This is a genomic window from Nocardia sp. CA-290969 (assembly GCF_050936135.1).
GTDB lineage: Bacteria > Actinomycetota > Actinomycetes > Mycobacteriales > Mycobacteriaceae > Nocardia.
Map to the genome: position 1 here is coordinate 3,514,262 of NZ_JBNJNJ010000001.1, position 17,011 is coordinate 3,531,272.

Genomic DNA, 17,011 nt, shown 5'->3' on the forward strand with positions numbered 1-17,011 from the left:
CCCCAATCGGTTTACCTTCCGAAGAATCACCGACCCCACCATCGGGAAGCGCAATCCCCGTTCCCGCGCCTCCATCCGTAGCCAGGACGCCTCCTACCGCTACGTCACCCCCCAGGCAACGACACCCCGCGGCGGTCCACAATCCAGCTCACCGGCCACGTTTATTCCTGTCGCCCCCACGCCAACCCGGCCCCGGCAGTTAGTTCCTCCACGACCATGGCGACCTCGAAACGCTGATCCGCATCGCCCGCCAGGACAACACTGCGCACCCCGATCAGCTCACCGACCGGTATTCGGCGGCCGAACTTGCTGATATCACTTTGGGACGTCGCCGTATATTGCGCATCCAGGAAGTCGTGACGGCTGCGAACCAGACCTCCACCGCCTCGGACCCCAAGCCACACCGAACCCCTGCGCCGGCCGCAGACCGACTCGAACACAAAATGGTCAATATTTCCACACAACGACTGCGACGGAGGTGCAAACTACGACGCTCAATGCCTGCACTCATTGACCAGTCGCCTGGCGCCACCGGTCAATGACCTCGCGGGACACACGCCCGCGCGCGCCGCAACCGGTCGCCTCACCGACCCCGCCGGTCGTTTCGATGAACGAGACCTGGGTCACCAAGAGGGTCCGAGATCGGCCACCGGCGCAACGCTCGGCCGGTCACCTACCCCCGGCCGCTCAGATCCTCATAGCAGATCGACAAGCAATCCACTGCCGGGAAATATGCTCGTTCAATGAACACACGACCTGGCGTCACTCCTGCCGCCAACCTCAACGTTTACAACGCGAGGGACCGAATTTCATCGGCAAACCGGAGTCGGGTACCTACCCCGCGAGGCCGGCCGGAATGATGCAAGGTCAGCTACCACGGCGCCCTTCGTGTTCATGCTCGGCACGCCACCGAGCGATCACCCGGTCGATCTCGTATTGCATCGTGGTCGGCGGCGCCCCGGAGATCGCCCGGTCGTCTGTACTTCTACCTGGCACTGATGGTGACTCGTCGCACATAACCATGGTTTCGCCCTTCGCCGTTCCTCGTCCGGCAGACACTCGGACCGGAGCTCGAACAGCCACCGCCCACCTCGAAGTGCTTCGATACAGCCGCACCCTGTCCCAGGTGCGCATCGAAGGGTGAAAACCGGCTGCCGCCCTGGACTATGGGAGTGCTAGTAAGTGCCGGACCTGATGCGATCGAGGCCTCGAGGAAGCGCCATTCATGTGATCGTTTTCGGGGGGCCGGAAAAGCACTCTGCATTTCGCCGAACCTTCCATTTGAATACACCTTCACACTAGGAGCGAGACGGAGGAATCGAAACATCTCCCATAGCCAGAAATTGAGTAAAGCATTGTGCATTACGCACAATTACTCGCGGGATTTGATGAACGCATTCCTCTCGCCGCTGCTGTGCACCCGCCACCGGCGACATCGCCGAGCCGAGTTGCGTTCACGCCCGGTAAAACATTCACCCCACTGATCGACAGCAGGGAGTCCACCCAGGTCTCCCGGGCCGACGGCCTGGAATCGACCGGTCCTCGAGCGCACCGGAGCCCGGACCACTCCGGTCACCGCAGTACCGCATGGTTTCACGAGGGTCGGAGCACCTTCGAACCGAGGAAGTGGCAGATCCGGAGAGCCAGGGCGATATCCAGGCTCTCGTGCTGTGTTCCATCGGTACGGGTGGCGGTGAGGGCCTTGGTGATGCGGTACTTGACGGTGTTGCGGTGCAAAGTCATCTTCTGCGCGGTATGTACATGGCTCTCCCCCGTCTCGTAGAAGGTGCGTAGGGTGTCGCGCAATATCGCGGCCTGCACAGTGTTTTCAGCGAGTTCGCCCAGCGTCTCTTGCACCCATTCGCGAGTCGAGACCAGATCCTTGGCCAGCAGGGACACCACCGCAACTCCTGGATCTCCGAACCCGGTCACTGGGTGCTGGGGCTGGATATCCGGCACCGTGGCAACGAAGTAGGCCGCCGTGGCCTGCTGATGTGAACGCCGGAATCCGTCCACCCCTTCACCGGCCAGTCCGAGCGCCACCCGCACCCCTGCGGGGAGAGCGGCAGTCACGCTGAGTTCCCGGAGGCCGGCCGCGGGCCGCCCGTCGAACGGACACCACGCCCACATGGTGCGACGATCAATGGCAGTACTCAACGGCGGCGCGCTACTGTTTACCGCGTCGGCCACCGCCTGGATACCACTATCCAGCGCAGTCAATGCTTCGGCCTCCCCCTCGGGGCCGGAATACCAAACGATCAACGCGAGATGCGTGCGGTCGAGCCGGTAACCTGTTTCGGACTCGAAGCCGACCTGGTCCGGTATCGCCGCCGACAGCAGCGAGTGCACCGTGGACGAATGCACATTGCCCCGGACTTTCATCCACCGTTTGCGCTCTGTTTCATAGGTTTCGAATACGTACAGGGTGATCCGGTCAGCGTATGAGTGGACGATCTCGGTGAGGCGTTCGATCACTGCCAAGCCCAAGTCCACCGGAAGATTCCGCCGCCCGATCTCATCGTGGCAGATCCGCATCATAGCGTTCTGCCCCATGTGGTATGAGCGCACCAGAAAATGCGACGGTATATCTCGCTGCGCCGCGCGGCGAGCGTATTCCATCGCCGCGATCGGCGGCTGCAGGTGGTGGACGGGAATACCGTTGGCCAAGATCTCGATCATGGTTGCCACATTTGCGTGAACACTGGCGACACGAAGTTCCGCCAATTGAGGATCATCGCGAATGTAATCGACTTCTTGGGTGATCCGTTGAGTCAGCGTGGCGGTGATTTCCGATTCGCGTGCCCGTAGATCCATGCCGAAGCGGGTGACCTCGGCGGATATCCGTCCGGCGGAAAGCTCGGCCGAAGCCCCGTTCCGAGGCAATTCGGATTTGGACCGGATCATGGCAGCGACCTTCCACTTTGCGCACTCAGGCTTACTCAGGCTAGCCAGCGTTTCGCGACCAGAAAATATGCCGGTTGACCAGAACCGCAACGAAAACTGGTGCAACATGCACATCGCAGCAGAAAGGATTTCCATTTGAGCAGCTGAATCTCGCCGCTGCCCTACGGTGGAGAGTTCCTGCGTCGGCGGGCGCTGTCGTCCACCTGGACACCCACACCACGCGATCGTGGGGGATCTGCCGGGTTGTGGACATATCACCTCGTGGATTCGAGCTTCTGCGACGGTCTTCGCTGGGCCGAAGATCCGCTCACGCACTTGTGGCTGCACCCGGGCGACGACCGGCATCATCGATATCGCCCCCGGGGTACCACATCAGACTGTTACGGCACAAACCTCGTACGCGTGCTGAGCATCTTCGGGAAAGACGAGTACCTGCACCCGCCCACCCCAAGCGGTGGGTGTTCGCGCAGGACCGAACGTGGAACGGACACCGGCCTCACGCAGAATGTGCCGGACCACTTCCGCGTGCTGGCCGGTACCGACGGTAGCGGCGGCGACGAGCAAGCCGTATCCGGTAGTACACCGCCCCCGACCGACTCGGCGCCACATCAAAGGCTCCTGGTCTCGTCATCGGCGGCACGGTCGCGAATTGCCCGAAGGACCGCCAGCTGCGTGTGCTCGCCGTCGCGCTCATGCCGGTCCAGGGCCGCGGCTTTCCGTCGGCGGGTCGGGGGTGAGGAACGAGCCCATGCCGGGCCGGCCCCCGACGCCGAGCCGATTCATCCGCTTCGGCACCGGCGCGCCCTGATACCGCAGTGCGACCGGGTGACCGCTGCCGCTCCGCCCGAGCGCCTGGTGGACCTCGAGATATTCGCCGTGCGGCAGGCGTTTGATGATGCCGGTTTCGATACCGTGTTCGAGTACTTCCCGGTCGCTGCGTTGCAGGCCGAGACAGAACCGGTAGGCGATGTAGTAGGCCGCCGGCGGTGCCAGCAGGAGACCGATCCGACCGGCCCACACTGTCGCGTTCAACGAGACGTTGAATTGCAGCGCGATGAGGTCGTTGAGGCATGAAAGGGTGAGCACAATGTAGAAGGTCAGCGCCATTGCGCCGATGCCGGTGCGCACCGGTACATCCCGCGGTCGTTGAAGCAGATTGTGGTGCGCGGTGTCGCCGGTCAGCCGGCGCTCGATCGCCGGGTAAACAATGATCAGGGTGAAGACCAGTCCCATGACCACTGCGACCCAGAAGGCAGCGGGAATCGTGTAGGGACCGAGATAGATCTCCCATGCGGGTAACAACCTGGCCAGGCCGTCGGTCCACATCATGTAGAAGTCCGGCGCCGATCCCGCTGATACCTGAGCCGGGTTGTAGGGCCCCATATTCCAGATCGGATTGATCTGCAGCAGACCGCCCATCAGCGCGACCATGGCGAGGGTGATCATGAAGAACCCACCCTGGTCGAAGGCGAACACCGGAACGATCCGGGTGCCGACCACGTTCTTTTCCGTCCGGGCCGGTCCTGGGTATTGGGTGTGCTTCTGGTACCAGACGATTGCCACATGTGCGCCGATCAGCGCAAGCATTACCCCGGGTAATAGCAATACATGCGCGATGTAGAGCCGGGGTATGATCACGTTACCGGGAAATTCGGCGCCGAACAGCAACCAGTGCAACCAGGTGCCGATCACCGGAACACTCATCGTGATACCGCCGAGCGGGGACCGCGACCCGGTACCCGACAGCAGGTCGTCGGGCAGGCTGTAGCCGAAGTAACCCTCGAACATCGCCAGGATCAGCAGTACCGAGCCGATGGTCCAGTTCGCTTCTCGGGGTCTGCGGAACGCGCCCGTGAAGAAGATCCGCATCATATGCAGGATCATCGACGCCACGAACAGCAGCGCCGCCCAATGGTGGACCTGCCGGACGAACAGTCCGCCTCGTACGTCGAAGGAGATGTCCAGCGAACTCCGGTACGCCGTGGACATGGTGACGCCACGCAACGGCACATAGGACCCTTCGTAGACCACTTCGGTCATAGACGGGTCGAAATACAGCGTCAGATACACCCCGGACAGCAACAGGATCACAAAACTGTACAGGGTTATCTCGCCGAGCAGGAACGACCAATGAGTGGGAAACCTTGTTGATCGACCGCTTCGCGAATGCGGCCATCGCGAAGCGGGAATCCGCCTCCCGCGCGGCATGCGCCACGCGGGAGGCAGACGAGCCCGGCGCCACAGCACTCATCGAGCGCCGTCCTCCGGCTGATCCGCCGTGAACTCTGCAACCTGTCGGTACACCCCGGGATTCGGCGTGCCGAGCGCAGCGACCTGTTTCGCGAACTGCTGAGCCGCCGGGTCACCGAGTGTCGCCTTGGCATCCTCTGGGCTCGCCCACTCGGCGATGTTGATCACTTTGGACCCGTCGGCGGCGGCGAGAACCCGCACCGAAACGAAACCGGGTCGGTGCTGGATGACCTCCTCGGTGCCCTTGGTCAGCAGGGCAATTACATCCTGCTGCTTTTCCGGGTCGACGTCGATGATGTTGATGAAGGTCGCGGTCATGAGCGGCTCCTGTTCGTCGGGATCGGGCCCTCTCCCGAATCGGTCCCGATACAAGGACGACGCAGCACCCGAAAATGTCTGGTGGCGCGTCGCGCCTGACATCTCTGCCCGCTGTGTCGTCTACTTGATATGGGACCGATTCGAGAAGAGGATCCGATGCCCGGTGCACAGGACATTCCGCCCGACCTACAGGTTGTGGCCGATGAACGCCGGACGCTGCTCAACCTCGGCTATCGGCTGCTGGGCTCCGTCACCGACGCCGAGGACGCGATCGGGGAAACCTATCTCCGCTGGTACAGGCTCACCCCGCAGCAGCGCGACGATATCGACTCCCCGCTCGGCTGGATGATGAAAACGGCCGGCCGGATCTGCCTGGATATGCTCGGCTCGGCGCGGGCCCGCCGCGAGCAGTATGTCGGGCAGTGGCTACCCGAACCGCTCCCTGGCCCGAACCGCTGGACCAGCGGGCAATCCGGCGACGAGCTCACCGATCCCGCAGATCAGGTGACCATGGACGAATCGGTATCTATGGCGCTGCTGCTGGTTCTCGATACGATGACACCCGCCGAACGTGTTTCCTTCGTCCTCCACGATGTCTTCCGCTACCGATTCGACGAAATCGCCGAGATCGTCGGCCGCTCCCCTGGCGCCTGCCGCCAGCTCGCTTCCTCCGCGCGACGGCGCATCCACGGTACCCCCGTCGGCAGCGCGGAACGACGCCCACCCGTGGCACTGGTAGCCACCTTCAAGGCCGCGTGGGAATCGGGCGAGGTGCAAAACCTGCTTCGTGTCCTGGACCCCGAATCCACCGCCGTCACCGACGGTGGTGGACTGGTCACCGCATCGGCGGAACCGATCGCCGGCGCCCCTGCGGTCGCGGAATTCTTCCTTGAAGTCTTCCAGCGGCAACCAGATCTCGTCCTCGAGCATACCGACGTCAACGGCGAACCGGGTCTCACTGCGCGCTCCGCGGCCACCGGGGAGGTACTCGCGGTGCTGTCGTTCACCACCCGCGGGGACCGTGTCGACCACATCTGGGTCATGCGGAATCCGGAAAAGCTCGGTCACTGGAGATAACCGCCGTTATTGATGTGGTGGCAGATGGTCGCTGTTCCGACTGTCACTATCGGGCCGAGGTCGACGCGTGATGAAGGGCGTGGCGACCTCACTGTTATGTAATGACGCGTTCAATAGCGGCACCGTGGCCGGTACAGGAAATATAATCGCACCGACCTGTCCGGCCCCTGAGTGAGCACGTGGGAGAATCGGTGAGATGGGGGTGTTGCGAGGCTTATGTCCCGGTCGACCGCGCATTCGGATCGTCGGGCTGCCCGCCGCCGGATTCCGGTTGTGAGCGCCGGCGGTGAGCATGCCCGCCGGCAACAAACCCATGGTGTCGGTGGCGATTGGCGTTTGTCGCCACCGACCTTCTTACCAGTATCCTGTTCACGTGACACTGCGGGCACGATTTCTGCGGTCGGCACCGATGGGAGTCAATGATCGCCGCTGCCGAGCCCACTGCTCGTCGCTGCGCGAAGACGCGTACGCCGAACACGGTGTCGGCGATCGGCTGTGAGCCGAGCATGACAAATACAGACAACTCGACGATATCGGCGGACGAACCCCTTGGGGCGACCATGGTCGCGACAACCACTGATAAACCAGGAGTTATCATTTCGCGCTAAGCCACACGGGGCCGCTCCCATTCACTGGCGATCACATTTGCCCGCCCCAACCACCAACCCGACACCGCCGGCAACTTAAACGTGGCCGCTGCTGACGACATGTTCCAGCGCTCATCGAGCGATGCGGGGCACCCAACGGTCACCTGCCGGGATTCTTCTCCTGTCGGTTCGGTCACGAAACGAGGTTTTCCACGGGACCAGGGAGCTTCTCGGCAAGCAAGAGTCTCGCCCGCTTCAACGCGGGGCCGGCAGTTTCCACCTGGAGTGAACACCAACCGTCGGAGACCAACCTGACCCGTGCGCCTGTCAAGATCGCCGGTAGGAAATTCATGGCGATGACATCGGCACGGACCAGCGACAAGGCTATCGAACAAACGGCGGCCGCAGTGAGATCGAGATGTCGGACGGTCTGCCAGGCCAGCAGGCCGAGATCGGCGTGCGAGATCTCCTCGCACGCGGAGCTACCACGAGCCCGTACATAAACGAGCGCGATATCGTCGACGCCGGGCCCGGGCGGGGCAATCCAGCCTGCAGGCGCCCGCCGGGCCAGCGATTCGACCGAGAGACAGGGAATTCCACCCCGCCGTCGCGGCAAGCTGGGCAGCGGCAGATCGTCCAGCACCAGAACCGCACCGACGGCCCTGATCTCGTTCTCCACACGATTCCGGTCGGCCGCCGCATCCATCGGCGCGGCAACCGCACCGAGGCGCCAGACAGCCATCAGAACCACGAGCAACTCGAGAGAGTTCGACATTCGGATCGCGATCACACTTCCCCTACGCAGACCCACGGCGGCCAGTTGCGCGGCCGCGGCGTCGATGCGTTCGGCGAACTCGCGATAGGTCCACTCCCGACGGCGGTCTGCCACGCACGGCCTATCGTCCGCGCGATGGCGCCAAACCAGATATTCTACGGCTCCGGACACGACCCTCATCATCTTCCGTAGTCGGCGATATGATCAGACTAACCACCAGCATTCCGCCAGGGAACGGGCCCACAAACCAGCATCTGCCGACTTCCCAGTGCACGCCGCACAAAACCCCGGACGAGGCAGCCCAGTGAGTACGTCCACCCGGCAGAACCCGGCGGCACGTCCCGGTATCCGCACCGGTGAGGGCCATCGCTCCTCACCCCTTCTGAACGTCGGCCGGCGGTTATGTGTCTCGTACCGAACGACAAAACGATCATTGAGTGCGCTACATCATTGTCGTGTACAGCGGCTCCGCCACACCCATGAACGCAACACCCGCTTCGGGCCAGTTGGATATGCTCCGGCCGAAGATGCCCGTGGGCAGGCCTATTTCGCGCCCACAGTCGTCCATGTGCCCGGACCCGGCCGAAACCGGACACATTGCCGGTCAACACGATGTCGCTATCGCCGCGCTCGCCCCGGATCAGGCCGGCGGCCGACCCCCGGAAGAGGCCGTCCGAACGCTCACCGAGACGGGTGAGGCAGTCGACTTCCTATACGACGATGAAGTTGTCACCGAGCATTCTGGGTTCACGAGGCTGGTTCTCCTGGTCACAGCGGCACGGTGAACCGGTTTCATGTACCCGGGGCCGGATCAGCGACGCCGACCGCAAGTATCGGTACCGCTCGATAGATCCGGCCCCGGCAATCATCTCTCGATACGGGCCCGGAACTGATCGTGTGTCCCGGCTTCTTCACTGCGCTGCAGCGAGAGCGAGCGCCGCAACGGCACCGGCCAGGTAGACACCGGGAAAGGCGATGTTGTAGTACACACGTGCCCGGATATGGAATACGACGGCGCCGACGAAGAAGACAACGAGACCTGCTGCCGCGGCGATGCCGACCGGCCTCGCTCCGAGTAACCCGGCGAACAAGCCGAGCGCTCCCGCCATTTTTGCGGTGGCCAGCCAGGGTAGCCAGGACCTCGGAACATTCACTTCGGCCGAGTTCGCCAGAACGAACTTCGCGCGCCCGAAATCTGCGATGGCCATACCGGCATTGATGGCGATGACCAAGGTGGTCACCACCAAATAGGTGAGTTGCACAGACGAAACCTTCCACCGGCCGAACCGACTGGCCCGGCCGATCCTCGACGGTTGAGGGCGGCCACAGCCTTCACAGGGGGTCATGAAGGCTCCTTTCGCCACGAGCCGGGCCTGTCCCGGCCACTCTCGCAATAAGACGACGCAGCTCGGCAAAATGTCTGATCCATGTGATCCATAACACTCAAACAATTCTCGTGTACCGGCTCGGATTCCAGCGGTCGCGCGGCAGTCGCCTCAGCCGTGCCTCGAGGGACCCATGATGGCGACCGGGTTGTCGTCCGGATCATCGGCAACCGCCAGCCTGCGTCCCCAAGGAGCATCGTGTGGGGCCAGATGCGCCCGCCGACCGACGGCCGATATCAGCTGATACACTCGATCCACCGCGTCACGGGTGCCAACGGAACCACTGAGGAAGGTGCCCCCCGGTGGTTCCGCCCCAGCCGGAATACCCGATCGGCCACGCCCTCGAAATACATACCCGAGCAGCCGCCACTCTCCTGTGGATAGCCCTTTCTGCTCGCTTCTCCCTGGCTCGCTTCCGGCCCCAGGAATGGGCACGGGTCGTCGATGAGTTCATCTGGTCGCAGGACCTCGGATCACGAGCCTTCGCACACCACAACCACACGGATGAGAGTTGATATGTCACAAACAGCAGATTCGCCGCCGGTGCGACGCAAGCGCGTCGCGATCGTCACCGGGGCGTCCGGATGGATCGGCAGCGCGGTCGCACCACAGCTCGCCGATCTGGGTTATCACCTGGTCCTGCTGGGGCGCCGCGAGGAGAAGCTGATCGCTCTCCGCGAACAAATCGACAGCTTCGCGACCCATACCCCGACAGTGTTGACCGCCGACCTCACCGATTACGATGCCATTCAGCGGATAGTGGTCCCGACCGTAGCCGAACTCGGAATTCCCGAAGTACTAGTCAACACTGCGGGAGGTTGGAGCGGGTCACATTTCGGATCCTTCCTGTCGAAAGACGGCGTCGACCTGCGCGCGGAGATCGACGACAACCTGCTCACGGCGGTATTCATGAGCAGGGCCTTCCTACCGGCAATGGTCGAGAATCGATACGGACGTATCATCAACGTCTCATCGATCGCCGGGATAATCGCCCTGGAAGGGCATTCGGCGTACTCCGCGGCAAAAGCCGGGCACAGCGGCCTGGCTCGGCAGCTGGCGGTCGAATTCGGGCCGATGGGTATTACCACCAACTGCGTGGCGCCGGGTGCCGTTCTCACCCCCCGCGCGGCCGAGCTCCTCGCCGCTTCTGATGTTAGCCTCAATACGATGCTGCAGATGACTCCCAGTGGCCGCTTGACCACGCCCGACGAAGTGGCCGAACTCGTGCTCTTCCTCGCGTCGGTGGATGCTGCGCAGATCAACGGCCAGACCATCGCGATCGACGGAGGCATGACGTCCGCATAAAAGTCCATCCCACGGGCGAGCCCTCGGATTTCCGTAACCTGGGCTCCGAAAGCGAAGGAAAACATGCCGAATTCCGCAATCACAGCGCGGGCCGACGCGATCGTCGCGGAACTGATCTCCGCAGGTATCTCGGTGGCGGCAACGCTACCGGAAAGCTGGCTCGGCGCCGTCCTCGACCAAGTCGATCGCGAACCGAGTATCCGGCATATTCGTGTAGCGCGCGAGGACGACGGCGCGGCCGTGTGCGCCGGTGCCGCACTGGCCGCCAAACGCAGTGGCTCGCGGCGAACAAGACGATGGGTACTTCTGTCAAGCCTATAAAGGTCAGGTCAGCGAACCGGTGCTCAACGCCATCGGAATGCCGTATCACCACCTCACCGGCAGCGGCGACGACCACATCATCAGCGAGGCGATGAACCAAGCCTGGCTGTACCGGCGACCGGTTGCGGTGCTGTGCAGCCGGTGATCCCTCCTGGGCGAAGGCAGTGCATATGAAGCGAAGTGAATTGGCCTACGAGATCTCTCGCCGGCTCGGAGCCGAACATATCGTGATCTGCGGGATGGGGTGCGACAACCTTCACGTGGCGAGCGCTGAACTCCTCTGCACCAACCTACTGCTCCGCAGATCCGATGGGGCTCTCCCCCGGCCTCGCTCTGGGCTTCGCCGTGTCGCGGCCCCAGAACGATATCGTCCTGGTCGTCGGAGACGGGGATCTGGTCATGAACCTCAGCGTTCTGCTGGCCTGGTCCGAAACGGGACCGCAGAACCTCCGGATGGTCGTCTTCCACAATCACCGCTACGAAACCGGGGGCGGGCAACACCTTCCGGCCGGCGACCGGCTCCGGCTCGATGAGGTCGGCGCAGCGATGGGGATCAATTGGGTTGCCCGCACCGGCGCCGGGAACGCCCCACTGTCACCCGGGGACGCCATCGACGCTTTTCTCACTGCCCCCGCACCAGCCATGCTGGTGGTGGACCTCGAGGCCGAGCCGGCCGAATACGCCGACCTCGGTGATATTTCCGGTGCGGAAGACCGCACCGAGTTCCAGCGGCGCATCCGAGGGAGGTAGTGGATCGATGTCCGGCTCACCCGAATCCCACACAGCCAGGAGGACTCCATGTTAGCCTCGCGCGTTCATGCTAATTCCGGCACGTTGTGCCGGAATTAGAGAAAAGGTGCCCTGAACTGCAATAATTCGGCTTGTCTAGGGTCGAATCATGTAGTTGCAGGAGCACCTTTTCGGTGAGTAAGTCTATGTCGTGGTATCCGTCGCTGAAAATCGAGGACGGCGGGTCGGCGGTGGTGTCGCAGGCCGGGGCGGGGTTGCTGTTGCGGACCGCAGAAAAGACCGGTTTGGCCAGCGGTTTGTCCGAGAATCTGTCGCTGTGGCGTAAGCCTGGTGCCCTTCACGATCCCGGGAAGATCGCCACCGATGTGGCGGTCATGCTCGCGCTCGGCGGGGATTGCGTGTCCGATCTTGCGTTGCTGCGTGGCGAGCCCGGTCTCTTCGGTGTGGTGGCCTTGGATCCGACGGTGTCACGACTGATCACGACACTGGCAGCGGATGCGCCGAAAGCGTTGTCGGCTATCGCTTCGGCTCGTGCGCAAGCAAGGGCACGAGCATGGGAATCGGCCGGCCCGGCGCGCAAGCGCCCGGCCATCGGGCCGATGCCGCGGCGCCGTTGGTGATCGATGTCGACGCCACGTTGATCGAGGCGCACTCAGAGAAACAACACGCAGCACCGACGTTCAAACGAGGATTCGGTTTCCACCCGTTGTGGGCGTTCATCGACCACGGCGGGACCGGAACCGGGGAACCGGCCGCGGTGACGCTGCGGCCCGGCAACGCCGGATCCAACACCGCCCATGACCACAAGCAGCTACTGGCTGATGCTTTGACGCAGATACCACAGGTCAACCGGTGGCGGGTCGGACGCAAACTGCTGGTCCGCGCCGATTCCGGAGGCGGCACTCATGAATTCCTCGACTACTGCCACCGCCGCGGAGTCCAGTACTCGATCGGGTTCGGCCTCAGCGACGATATCGTCGCCGCTGTCGACGGTCTCGATCCCGACGACTGGATACCGGCCCTCGACGGCGACGGCCACGTCCGGGACGGGGCCTGGGTCGCCGAGGTCACCGACCTGGTGGGAAGCGAAAACACCACGGCTACGGCTGTTCTCGATCCCCGCCCGCCTCGCCCGTCACGCGAGGCGAGTCCACCTGCGGCTGTCAACTCACAACCCGTGGACCGGCCTCGCTGCCACTGCATTCATACGCATCGCTTCCCCCTGACCAGCACCTACCGTCCCTGCGAATCAGAAAGGCGCACCATTCCGGGCCCGTGGAACCCGGCAGCCCACCCGCTGGCCGGGGCGGCTCACGCCGCCCCGACCAGCGGAAACAGAAACTCAAACCCCACCAGGTCAGCCGAAACCCTCACGAAAAATTGAGGTGGCCGCCAACTCACTTGCCGAACGCGGCTACGCGATCGAGGAGGGCTGGATAGTCATGACCGGCGGTATGACGGACGCGGTCCCGGCGGCGCCCGGGACCAAGGTCGCGGCTCATTTCACCCATCTCGGCTCGGTCGCCATCAAGTGTTGAGGATTCGGTCCGGCAGGGACGTATCGCTCGACAGCGGGCCCGCAGCCACAAATGGCGTGTGCAAGTGGAGAACAACGGCGTCTTCCGCGTATCGGGCCCGCATTCAACTATATCGGTCCGCCGGTCCTGCCCGGTGGACCGTGACGGCGCTCGGCACCGCGCCGTACCCGCTGCTCGCGTCCGCCGTACCGCGCACGGCCCCTGCTCGAAGCCCGGTTGCGCGCAATGGTCACGCGCCACCGTGTCCGTGTCCGCGGAAATCGCAGCGAATCTCGGCGCAATGTCGCACGAGCTCGCATGCATCGAAACCTCACGGTATTATCTGCGCGATCGCACCGCTGCCGCGTCCGCGTCCGATGACCGCGAACCCGAGCCGAGCATAACCGGGTGCGATGAAAGGTTGCATCGATGACCAGCATTCCAATCGAACGCCCTCGGCCGAAACCGCCGGAAATGGCACCCGGCCACCAGGTGTCCGAACTGATCGCACAGATCGGCGCCTCGCTCCGCGCCCGGGAATCGGAGCTCGCTGAAGCGATGACGCACCGCATAGTCCACGAGGTTCCCGACCCCAGTGGCCTCCCGGGGCTGGGCGACCTCCGGGCCGCAAGTATCCGCGCCAATATGGCGACCGCCATCGATATGCTCGCCGACAGAATCCCCATCCATCACTTGCAGCCACCAACAGCCGCGGTCGAATGTGTCCGCCGCGAGGCGCAGTGGGGCATTCCGTCCAGCCTCTTGGTGCGCTCCTACCATCTCGGGCAGGGCGCCATGATGCGTATCTGCCATAGCGAAGTCGGACGACGGAACCTGCCCGGCGCTCTCGGATTGGCCGTCATCGAACGTCTCACCGAGCTCATCCATTCCTATGCCGACTGGATTACGCGGTACCTCTTCGAAACCTATGAGGTCGAGCGTAAGCAATTGACGAGCGTCTCCAGCACAACGCACTCCACCGCCGTGCGCAGACTGCTGTCGGCCTCGACCCCCGATCCCATGGCGTTCGAGGCAGAAACGGGCTACGCGCTGGACCGCACCCATTTGGCCGTGATCATGTGGTACACCGGCAAGGACAGGTCCGAGGCACCAGCTGTCCTCGATACCTGTGTCCGGGCTCAGGCCCGCGCCTTGGGGTGTGGCGATGCACCCTTGATCGCCCCGATCGACAGGCACACTCTGTGGGCATGGTTCCCGTTCAACCAGCATACAACCCCCGACACCGGTCGGCTGCGGTCGGCCGACCTGCCAGGTAAGAATGTGCGCCTGGCCATCGGGCTACCGGGCCCGCAGACCGAAGGCTTCCGCCGTTCCCACCGGCAGGCCGCGGCCGCGCACCGGGTGTCCGCGATGCCAGGTGTACCCACAGACCGCCACGTCATCGGGTTCGGCGACCCCGGTGTGGCCATGGTCTCGCTGGTTTCCGACGATCTGGATTCCACCCGAGAATGGATCCGCGCGACGCTCGGAGAGCTGGCCTACGATACGGACCACGCCGCGATACTGCGTGAAACCCTGGCCACTTTCTACGAAACCGGCGAAAGCCATGTCCATACCGCGCAGAAGATGACCCTGCACCGCAACACCGTAAAATATCGCATTACCAAGGCCCTGGCCGCCACTCCGTCCGGCGGCAGCGCACCGGAAGGCATAGATATCGCCCTGGCCCTGCGGGTCTGCCGGTTCCTCGGCAGCACAGTGCTACGACCGCCCGTCTGAGTCGGGCAGCACTCCACCGTTCGGAACCGGGGTCGCGCCAGAGCAAGGGGCCAGGCCACCACGCTCGCTATCGAGCAGAGGGCCGAGTCGGCACGGAATGCGGCGGCGATGATACCGAAGTCTTCTCGAGTGGCGAGCTCTCGAATCTGGACAGGAGGCGGCCCAATAAGGCCGTGCCTGGACCTGGCCGCCCACCCGGACCCGGCGCGATACGGACAGTATCGGCGCTCAGCTCCTCGCCGCACTCACTGCACACAGGCCGGGCGCCTGCAGGTCGGCCGCAGGGCTGGTGGATCAACAGCGCCGGAGGACCCGTTTCGTGATCGGCCCAGCGATCACCCCACGCAACGATCGCGGCCAAAACGGGAAACAGATCCCGGCCTTTGCCGGTCAGGTGGTACTCGAAGCGTACCGGGCGGTCCTGGTACTTATGCCGGCTGATGATGCCGTGTTCCTCCAGCCGCTGGAGCCGGTCGGTGAGGACGTTGGGCGCTACGCCGAGGTCGCGGCGCAGGTCCTCGAACCGGCTGATTCCGGCGAACAAGTCACGAAGAATCAGCAGGGTCCAGCGTTCACCGATCACATCCACGGTCCGGGCGATCGAACACGCCATATCGCCGAATGATTGCTTTGGCATCACCCCAGACTAGTTCATTGTTTTTAGCAATCGACTCGTCTAACGTCACGTTCTATGAGTGATGCGCTGAGCCGATTCCTGATCGCTACCCATGAATGCGATATCGCCGGCATGGTCCGCGAGCTGGCCCCGACGCCGAGCTGCGGTCCCCCTGTTCGGCGGCATGACTTTCCGTGGACGCGATGACGCGAAAGTGGTGCTGGGGACGGTCTACCGCATCCTGCGCGATCCACGATGGGAGCGACCGATCGGCACCGGTTCCCACCGGGCAGTGGTGGGTACGGCGCGGCTGGCACGCACCGAACTGACAGATGCGCTGATCGTGGATCTCGACGAACAGGACCGCATCACCAGGCTGCAACGACATCTTCGCCCTCTACCGGCGACCACCTTGTTCATGCTGCGTCTCGGGCCGGCATTGGCCCAGGAACCTGGGGGGTACGGCGCGCAAGCGGTGGGGCGCGCACGCCTGACGATCGTTGCGCCCGCATCAGCACCTCGGTGAGCGCTGGGTCCCGGGTGCGGCGCAGCATCGCTTCCGGTTCAGCAGCACGACGAGCACGGCCGCTATTCCGAAAACATAGTTCTCCCACGGCTGACCCTCCGGCCAGGCCGGGCCGTTGGCCTGGAAATGGAACAGCGCCGGGAGGAGGATGCTACCGCCGGAGGCATTACCCAGCGGCGTTATGAGGACCGACAACGCCAGCGCGCCGAGGAAGAAGGGACCGAACGACCACGCGTTCTGCTCGGTCCCGGCGAGCGCGAATGCGGGCAGGTGCCATAATCCCCAGAAGACGCCCACGATCGAGGCCGACGTCAAAGGCGTGTACCGCAGTTGCAGTAACGGCCGGGCCACCCCGTGCCAGCCGATCTCCTCCACCGGCCCGATCAGCAAAGCCGGGACCATGGCCGCGAAAACACCGTGCCACGGCGAGATCGGGAACTCGGCCACTGTACCGTTGAGCGCAGCACTCAGGTACTTGCCGGACCGAGTACCAACAGCACCCACCAGATGGCCGGCATCCGCCAGAGCCCGAATCGCCGGAGGAAACCGAGCACAACACCCAAACCGTGACAACGCCATACCAGGACCAGGCCGGCGATGGTCGGCGAGTACACGGCCAGGACGAACACTGGGTTGTAGTAGGACACCGCGCCGAAGACCGCCTCGACCTGCTCTGTGAACACCAGCAGCACAGCCAGCAAACTCCACCCGATCCCGAACGTGAGGGCGAAGAACGTCGGTACGGACCGGGTCGTCAACTCACGTGCGGGTCGTGGAACACGATACAGAGCAAAAGACATCGGGCCCGATCTCCGGGGAAGGCGGTGGCCGGCGGTTCGCTGTTCCGCCGGCCACCGCGAAAGAAGGTCATCAGGGATGAGGACCGATGACCTGCGGGTAGTTGGCGATATCAGGCTAGCCAGCAGCCGCTCGGCACGAA

At 63.6% G+C, this 17,011-nt stretch carries 15 protein-coding genes and 2 pseudogenes; 9 read left to right on the plus strand and 8 right to left on the minus strand.

The window, feature by feature from the left end; all coding sequences use genetic code 11:
* Positions 1-1,593 precede the first annotated feature (1,593 nt).
* From ACQEVO_RS15855 to ACQEVO_RS15865, 3 genes are all read right to left on the minus strand, one after another.
* Positions 1,594-2,904, minus strand: a complete 1,311-nt coding sequence (locus ACQEVO_RS15855; protein WP_432922711.1) for a helix-turn-helix domain-containing protein — start codon at positions 2,902-2,904, stop codon at positions 1,594-1,596.
* Between the two features lie 690 nt (positions 2,905-3,594).
* Positions 3,595-4,995: a cytochrome bc1 complex cytochrome b subunit gene (qcrB, locus tag ACQEVO_RS15860; RefSeq protein WP_432913672.1), complete on the minus strand. Its 1,401-nt coding sequence runs from the start codon at positions 4,993-4,995 to the stop codon at positions 3,595-3,597.
* Positions 4,996-5,151: 156 nt separating this feature from the next.
* The gene (locus ACQEVO_RS15865) at positions 5,152-5,472 is read right to left on the minus strand and encodes an antibiotic biosynthesis monooxygenase family protein (RefSeq protein ID WP_432913674.1); all 321 of its coding nucleotides are present in this window, start codon (positions 5,470-5,472) and stop codon (positions 5,152-5,154) included.
* 156 nt (positions 5,473-5,628) lie between these two features.
* Between ACQEVO_RS15865 and sigJ the strand changes: the two genes are divergently transcribed.
* Positions 5,629-6,549 carry an RNA polymerase sigma factor SigJ gene (gene sigJ / locus ACQEVO_RS15870; RefSeq protein ID WP_432913675.1) on the plus strand — a complete coding sequence of 307 codons (921 nt, stop codon included), beginning with the start codon at positions 5,629-5,631 and terminating at the stop codon, positions 6,547-6,549.
* A 780-nt stretch (positions 6,550-7,329) separates the two neighbouring features.
* Here sigJ and ACQEVO_RS15875 read toward each other — a convergent pair.
* Together ACQEVO_RS15875 and ACQEVO_RS15880 are read right to left on the minus strand one after the other, a co-directional pair.
* Positions 7,330-8,094 carry an AMP-binding protein gene (locus ACQEVO_RS15875; RefSeq protein ID WP_432913677.1) on the minus strand — a complete coding sequence of 255 codons (765 nt, stop codon included), beginning with the start codon at positions 8,092-8,094 and terminating at the stop codon, positions 7,330-7,332.
* 728 nt (positions 8,095-8,822) lie between these two features.
* A complete protein-coding gene (locus tag ACQEVO_RS15880; protein WP_432913679.1) occupies positions 8,823-9,173 on the minus strand; it encodes a DoxX family protein in 351 nt (116 codons plus the stop codon).
* 627 nt (positions 9,174-9,800) lie between these two features.
* On the opposite strand from ACQEVO_RS15880, the gene ACQEVO_RS15885 reads away from it, so the two are divergent.
* The 7 genes and pseudogenes from ACQEVO_RS15885 (at position 9,801) to ACQEVO_RS15915 (ending at position 14,929) form a co-directional block, all read left to right on the plus strand.
* On the plus strand, positions 9,801-10,601 hold the full coding sequence (locus tag ACQEVO_RS15885) for an SDR family NAD(P)-dependent oxidoreductase (protein ID WP_432913681.1): 801 nt from the start codon (positions 9,801-9,803) through the stop codon (positions 10,599-10,601).
* Between the two features lie 63 nt (positions 10,602-10,664).
* On the plus strand, positions 10,665-10,922 hold the full coding sequence (locus ACQEVO_RS15890) for a hypothetical protein (protein WP_432913682.1): 258 nt from the start codon (positions 10,665-10,667) through the stop codon (positions 10,920-10,922).
* Positions 10,923-10,941: 19 nt separating this feature from the next.
* On the plus strand, positions 10,942-11,067 hold the full coding sequence (locus ACQEVO_RS15895) for a hypothetical protein (RefSeq protein ID WP_432913684.1): 126 nt from the start codon (positions 10,942-10,944) through the stop codon (positions 11,065-11,067).
* A gap of 125 nt (positions 11,068-11,192) precedes the next feature.
* The gene (locus ACQEVO_RS15900; RefSeq protein ID WP_432922714.1) at positions 11,193-11,672 is read left to right on the plus strand and encodes a thiamine pyrophosphate-dependent enzyme; all 480 of its coding nucleotides are present in this window, start codon (positions 11,193-11,195) and stop codon (positions 11,670-11,672) included.
* A gap of 173 nt (positions 11,673-11,845) precedes the next feature.
* A pseudogene (locus ACQEVO_RS15905) lies at positions 11,846-12,753 on the plus strand (IS1380 family transposase); the annotation flags it as partial.
* Between the two features lie 304 nt (positions 12,754-13,057).
* Positions 13,058-13,210: pseudogene (locus tag ACQEVO_RS15910) on the plus strand (4-oxalocrotonate decarboxylase); the annotation flags it as partial.
* A 408-nt stretch (positions 13,211-13,618) separates the two neighbouring features.
* A complete protein-coding gene (locus tag ACQEVO_RS15915) occupies positions 13,619-14,929 on the plus strand; it encodes a PucR family transcriptional regulator (RefSeq protein WP_432913686.1) in 1,311 nt (436 codons plus the stop codon).
* A 67-nt stretch (positions 14,930-14,996) separates the two neighbouring features.
* Here the strand turns inward: ACQEVO_RS15915 and ACQEVO_RS15920 are convergent, their stop codons facing one another.
* Entirely contained in the window at positions 14,997-15,566 is a 570-nt protein-coding gene (locus tag ACQEVO_RS15920; protein WP_432913688.1) for a winged helix-turn-helix transcriptional regulator, read from the minus strand.
* A gap of 163 nt (positions 15,567-15,729) precedes the next feature.
* On the opposite strand from ACQEVO_RS15920, the gene ACQEVO_RS15925 reads away from it, so the two are divergent.
* On the plus strand, positions 15,730-16,071 hold the full coding sequence (locus tag ACQEVO_RS15925; protein WP_432913690.1) for a nuclear transport factor 2 family protein: 342 nt from the start codon (positions 15,730-15,732) through the stop codon (positions 16,069-16,071).
* On the opposite strand, the gene ACQEVO_RS15930 is transcribed toward ACQEVO_RS15925, so the two are convergent.
* Together ACQEVO_RS15930 and ACQEVO_RS15935 are read right to left on the minus strand one after the other, a co-directional pair.
* On the minus strand, positions 16,057-16,518 hold the full coding sequence (locus tag ACQEVO_RS15930; protein WP_432913692.1) for a CPBP family intramembrane glutamic endopeptidase: 462 nt from the start codon (positions 16,516-16,518) through the stop codon (positions 16,057-16,059). The genes ACQEVO_RS15925 and ACQEVO_RS15930 overlap by 15 nt on opposite strands.
* Positions 16,519-16,538: 20 nt before the next feature.
* A complete protein-coding gene (locus ACQEVO_RS15935) occupies positions 16,539-16,829 on the minus strand; it encodes a hypothetical protein (protein ID WP_432913694.1) in 291 nt (96 codons plus the stop codon).
* Positions 16,830-17,011: the final 182 nt, after the last annotated feature.

Coding starts and splice junctions, on each gene's coding strand:
- ACQEVO_RS15890 (WP_432913682.1), top strand. CDS start 10,665: ATGCCGAATTCCGCAATCACAGCGCGGGCCGACGCGATCGTCGCGGAA.
- ACQEVO_RS15925 (WP_432913690.1), top strand. CDS start 15,730: ATGACTTTCCGTGGACGCGATGACGCGAAAGTGGTGCTGGGGACGGTC.
- ACQEVO_RS15920 (WP_432913688.1), bottom strand. CDS start 15,566: ATGCCAAAGCAATCATTCGGCGATATGGCGTGTTCGATCGCCCGGACC.
- sigJ (WP_432913675.1), top strand. CDS start 5,629: ATGCCCGGTGCACAGGACATTCCGCCCGACCTACAGGTTGTGGCCGAT.
- ACQEVO_RS15915 (WP_432913686.1), top strand. CDS start 13,619: ATGACCAGCATTCCAATCGAACGCCCTCGGCCGAAACCGCCGGAAATG.
- ACQEVO_RS15885 (WP_432913681.1), top strand. CDS start 9,801: ATGAGAGTTGATATGTCACAAACAGCAGATTCGCCGCCGGTGCGACGC.
- ACQEVO_RS15855 (WP_432922711.1), bottom strand. CDS start 2,904: ATGATCCGGTCCAAATCCGAATTGCCTCGGAACGGGGCTTCGGCCGAG.
- ACQEVO_RS15875 (WP_432913677.1), bottom strand. CDS start 8,094: ATGATGAGGGTCGTGTCCGGAGCCGTAGAATATCTGGTTTGGCGCCAT.
- ACQEVO_RS15865 (WP_432913674.1), bottom strand. CDS start 5,472: ATGACCGCGACCTTCATCAACATCATCGACGTCGACCCGGAAAAGCAG.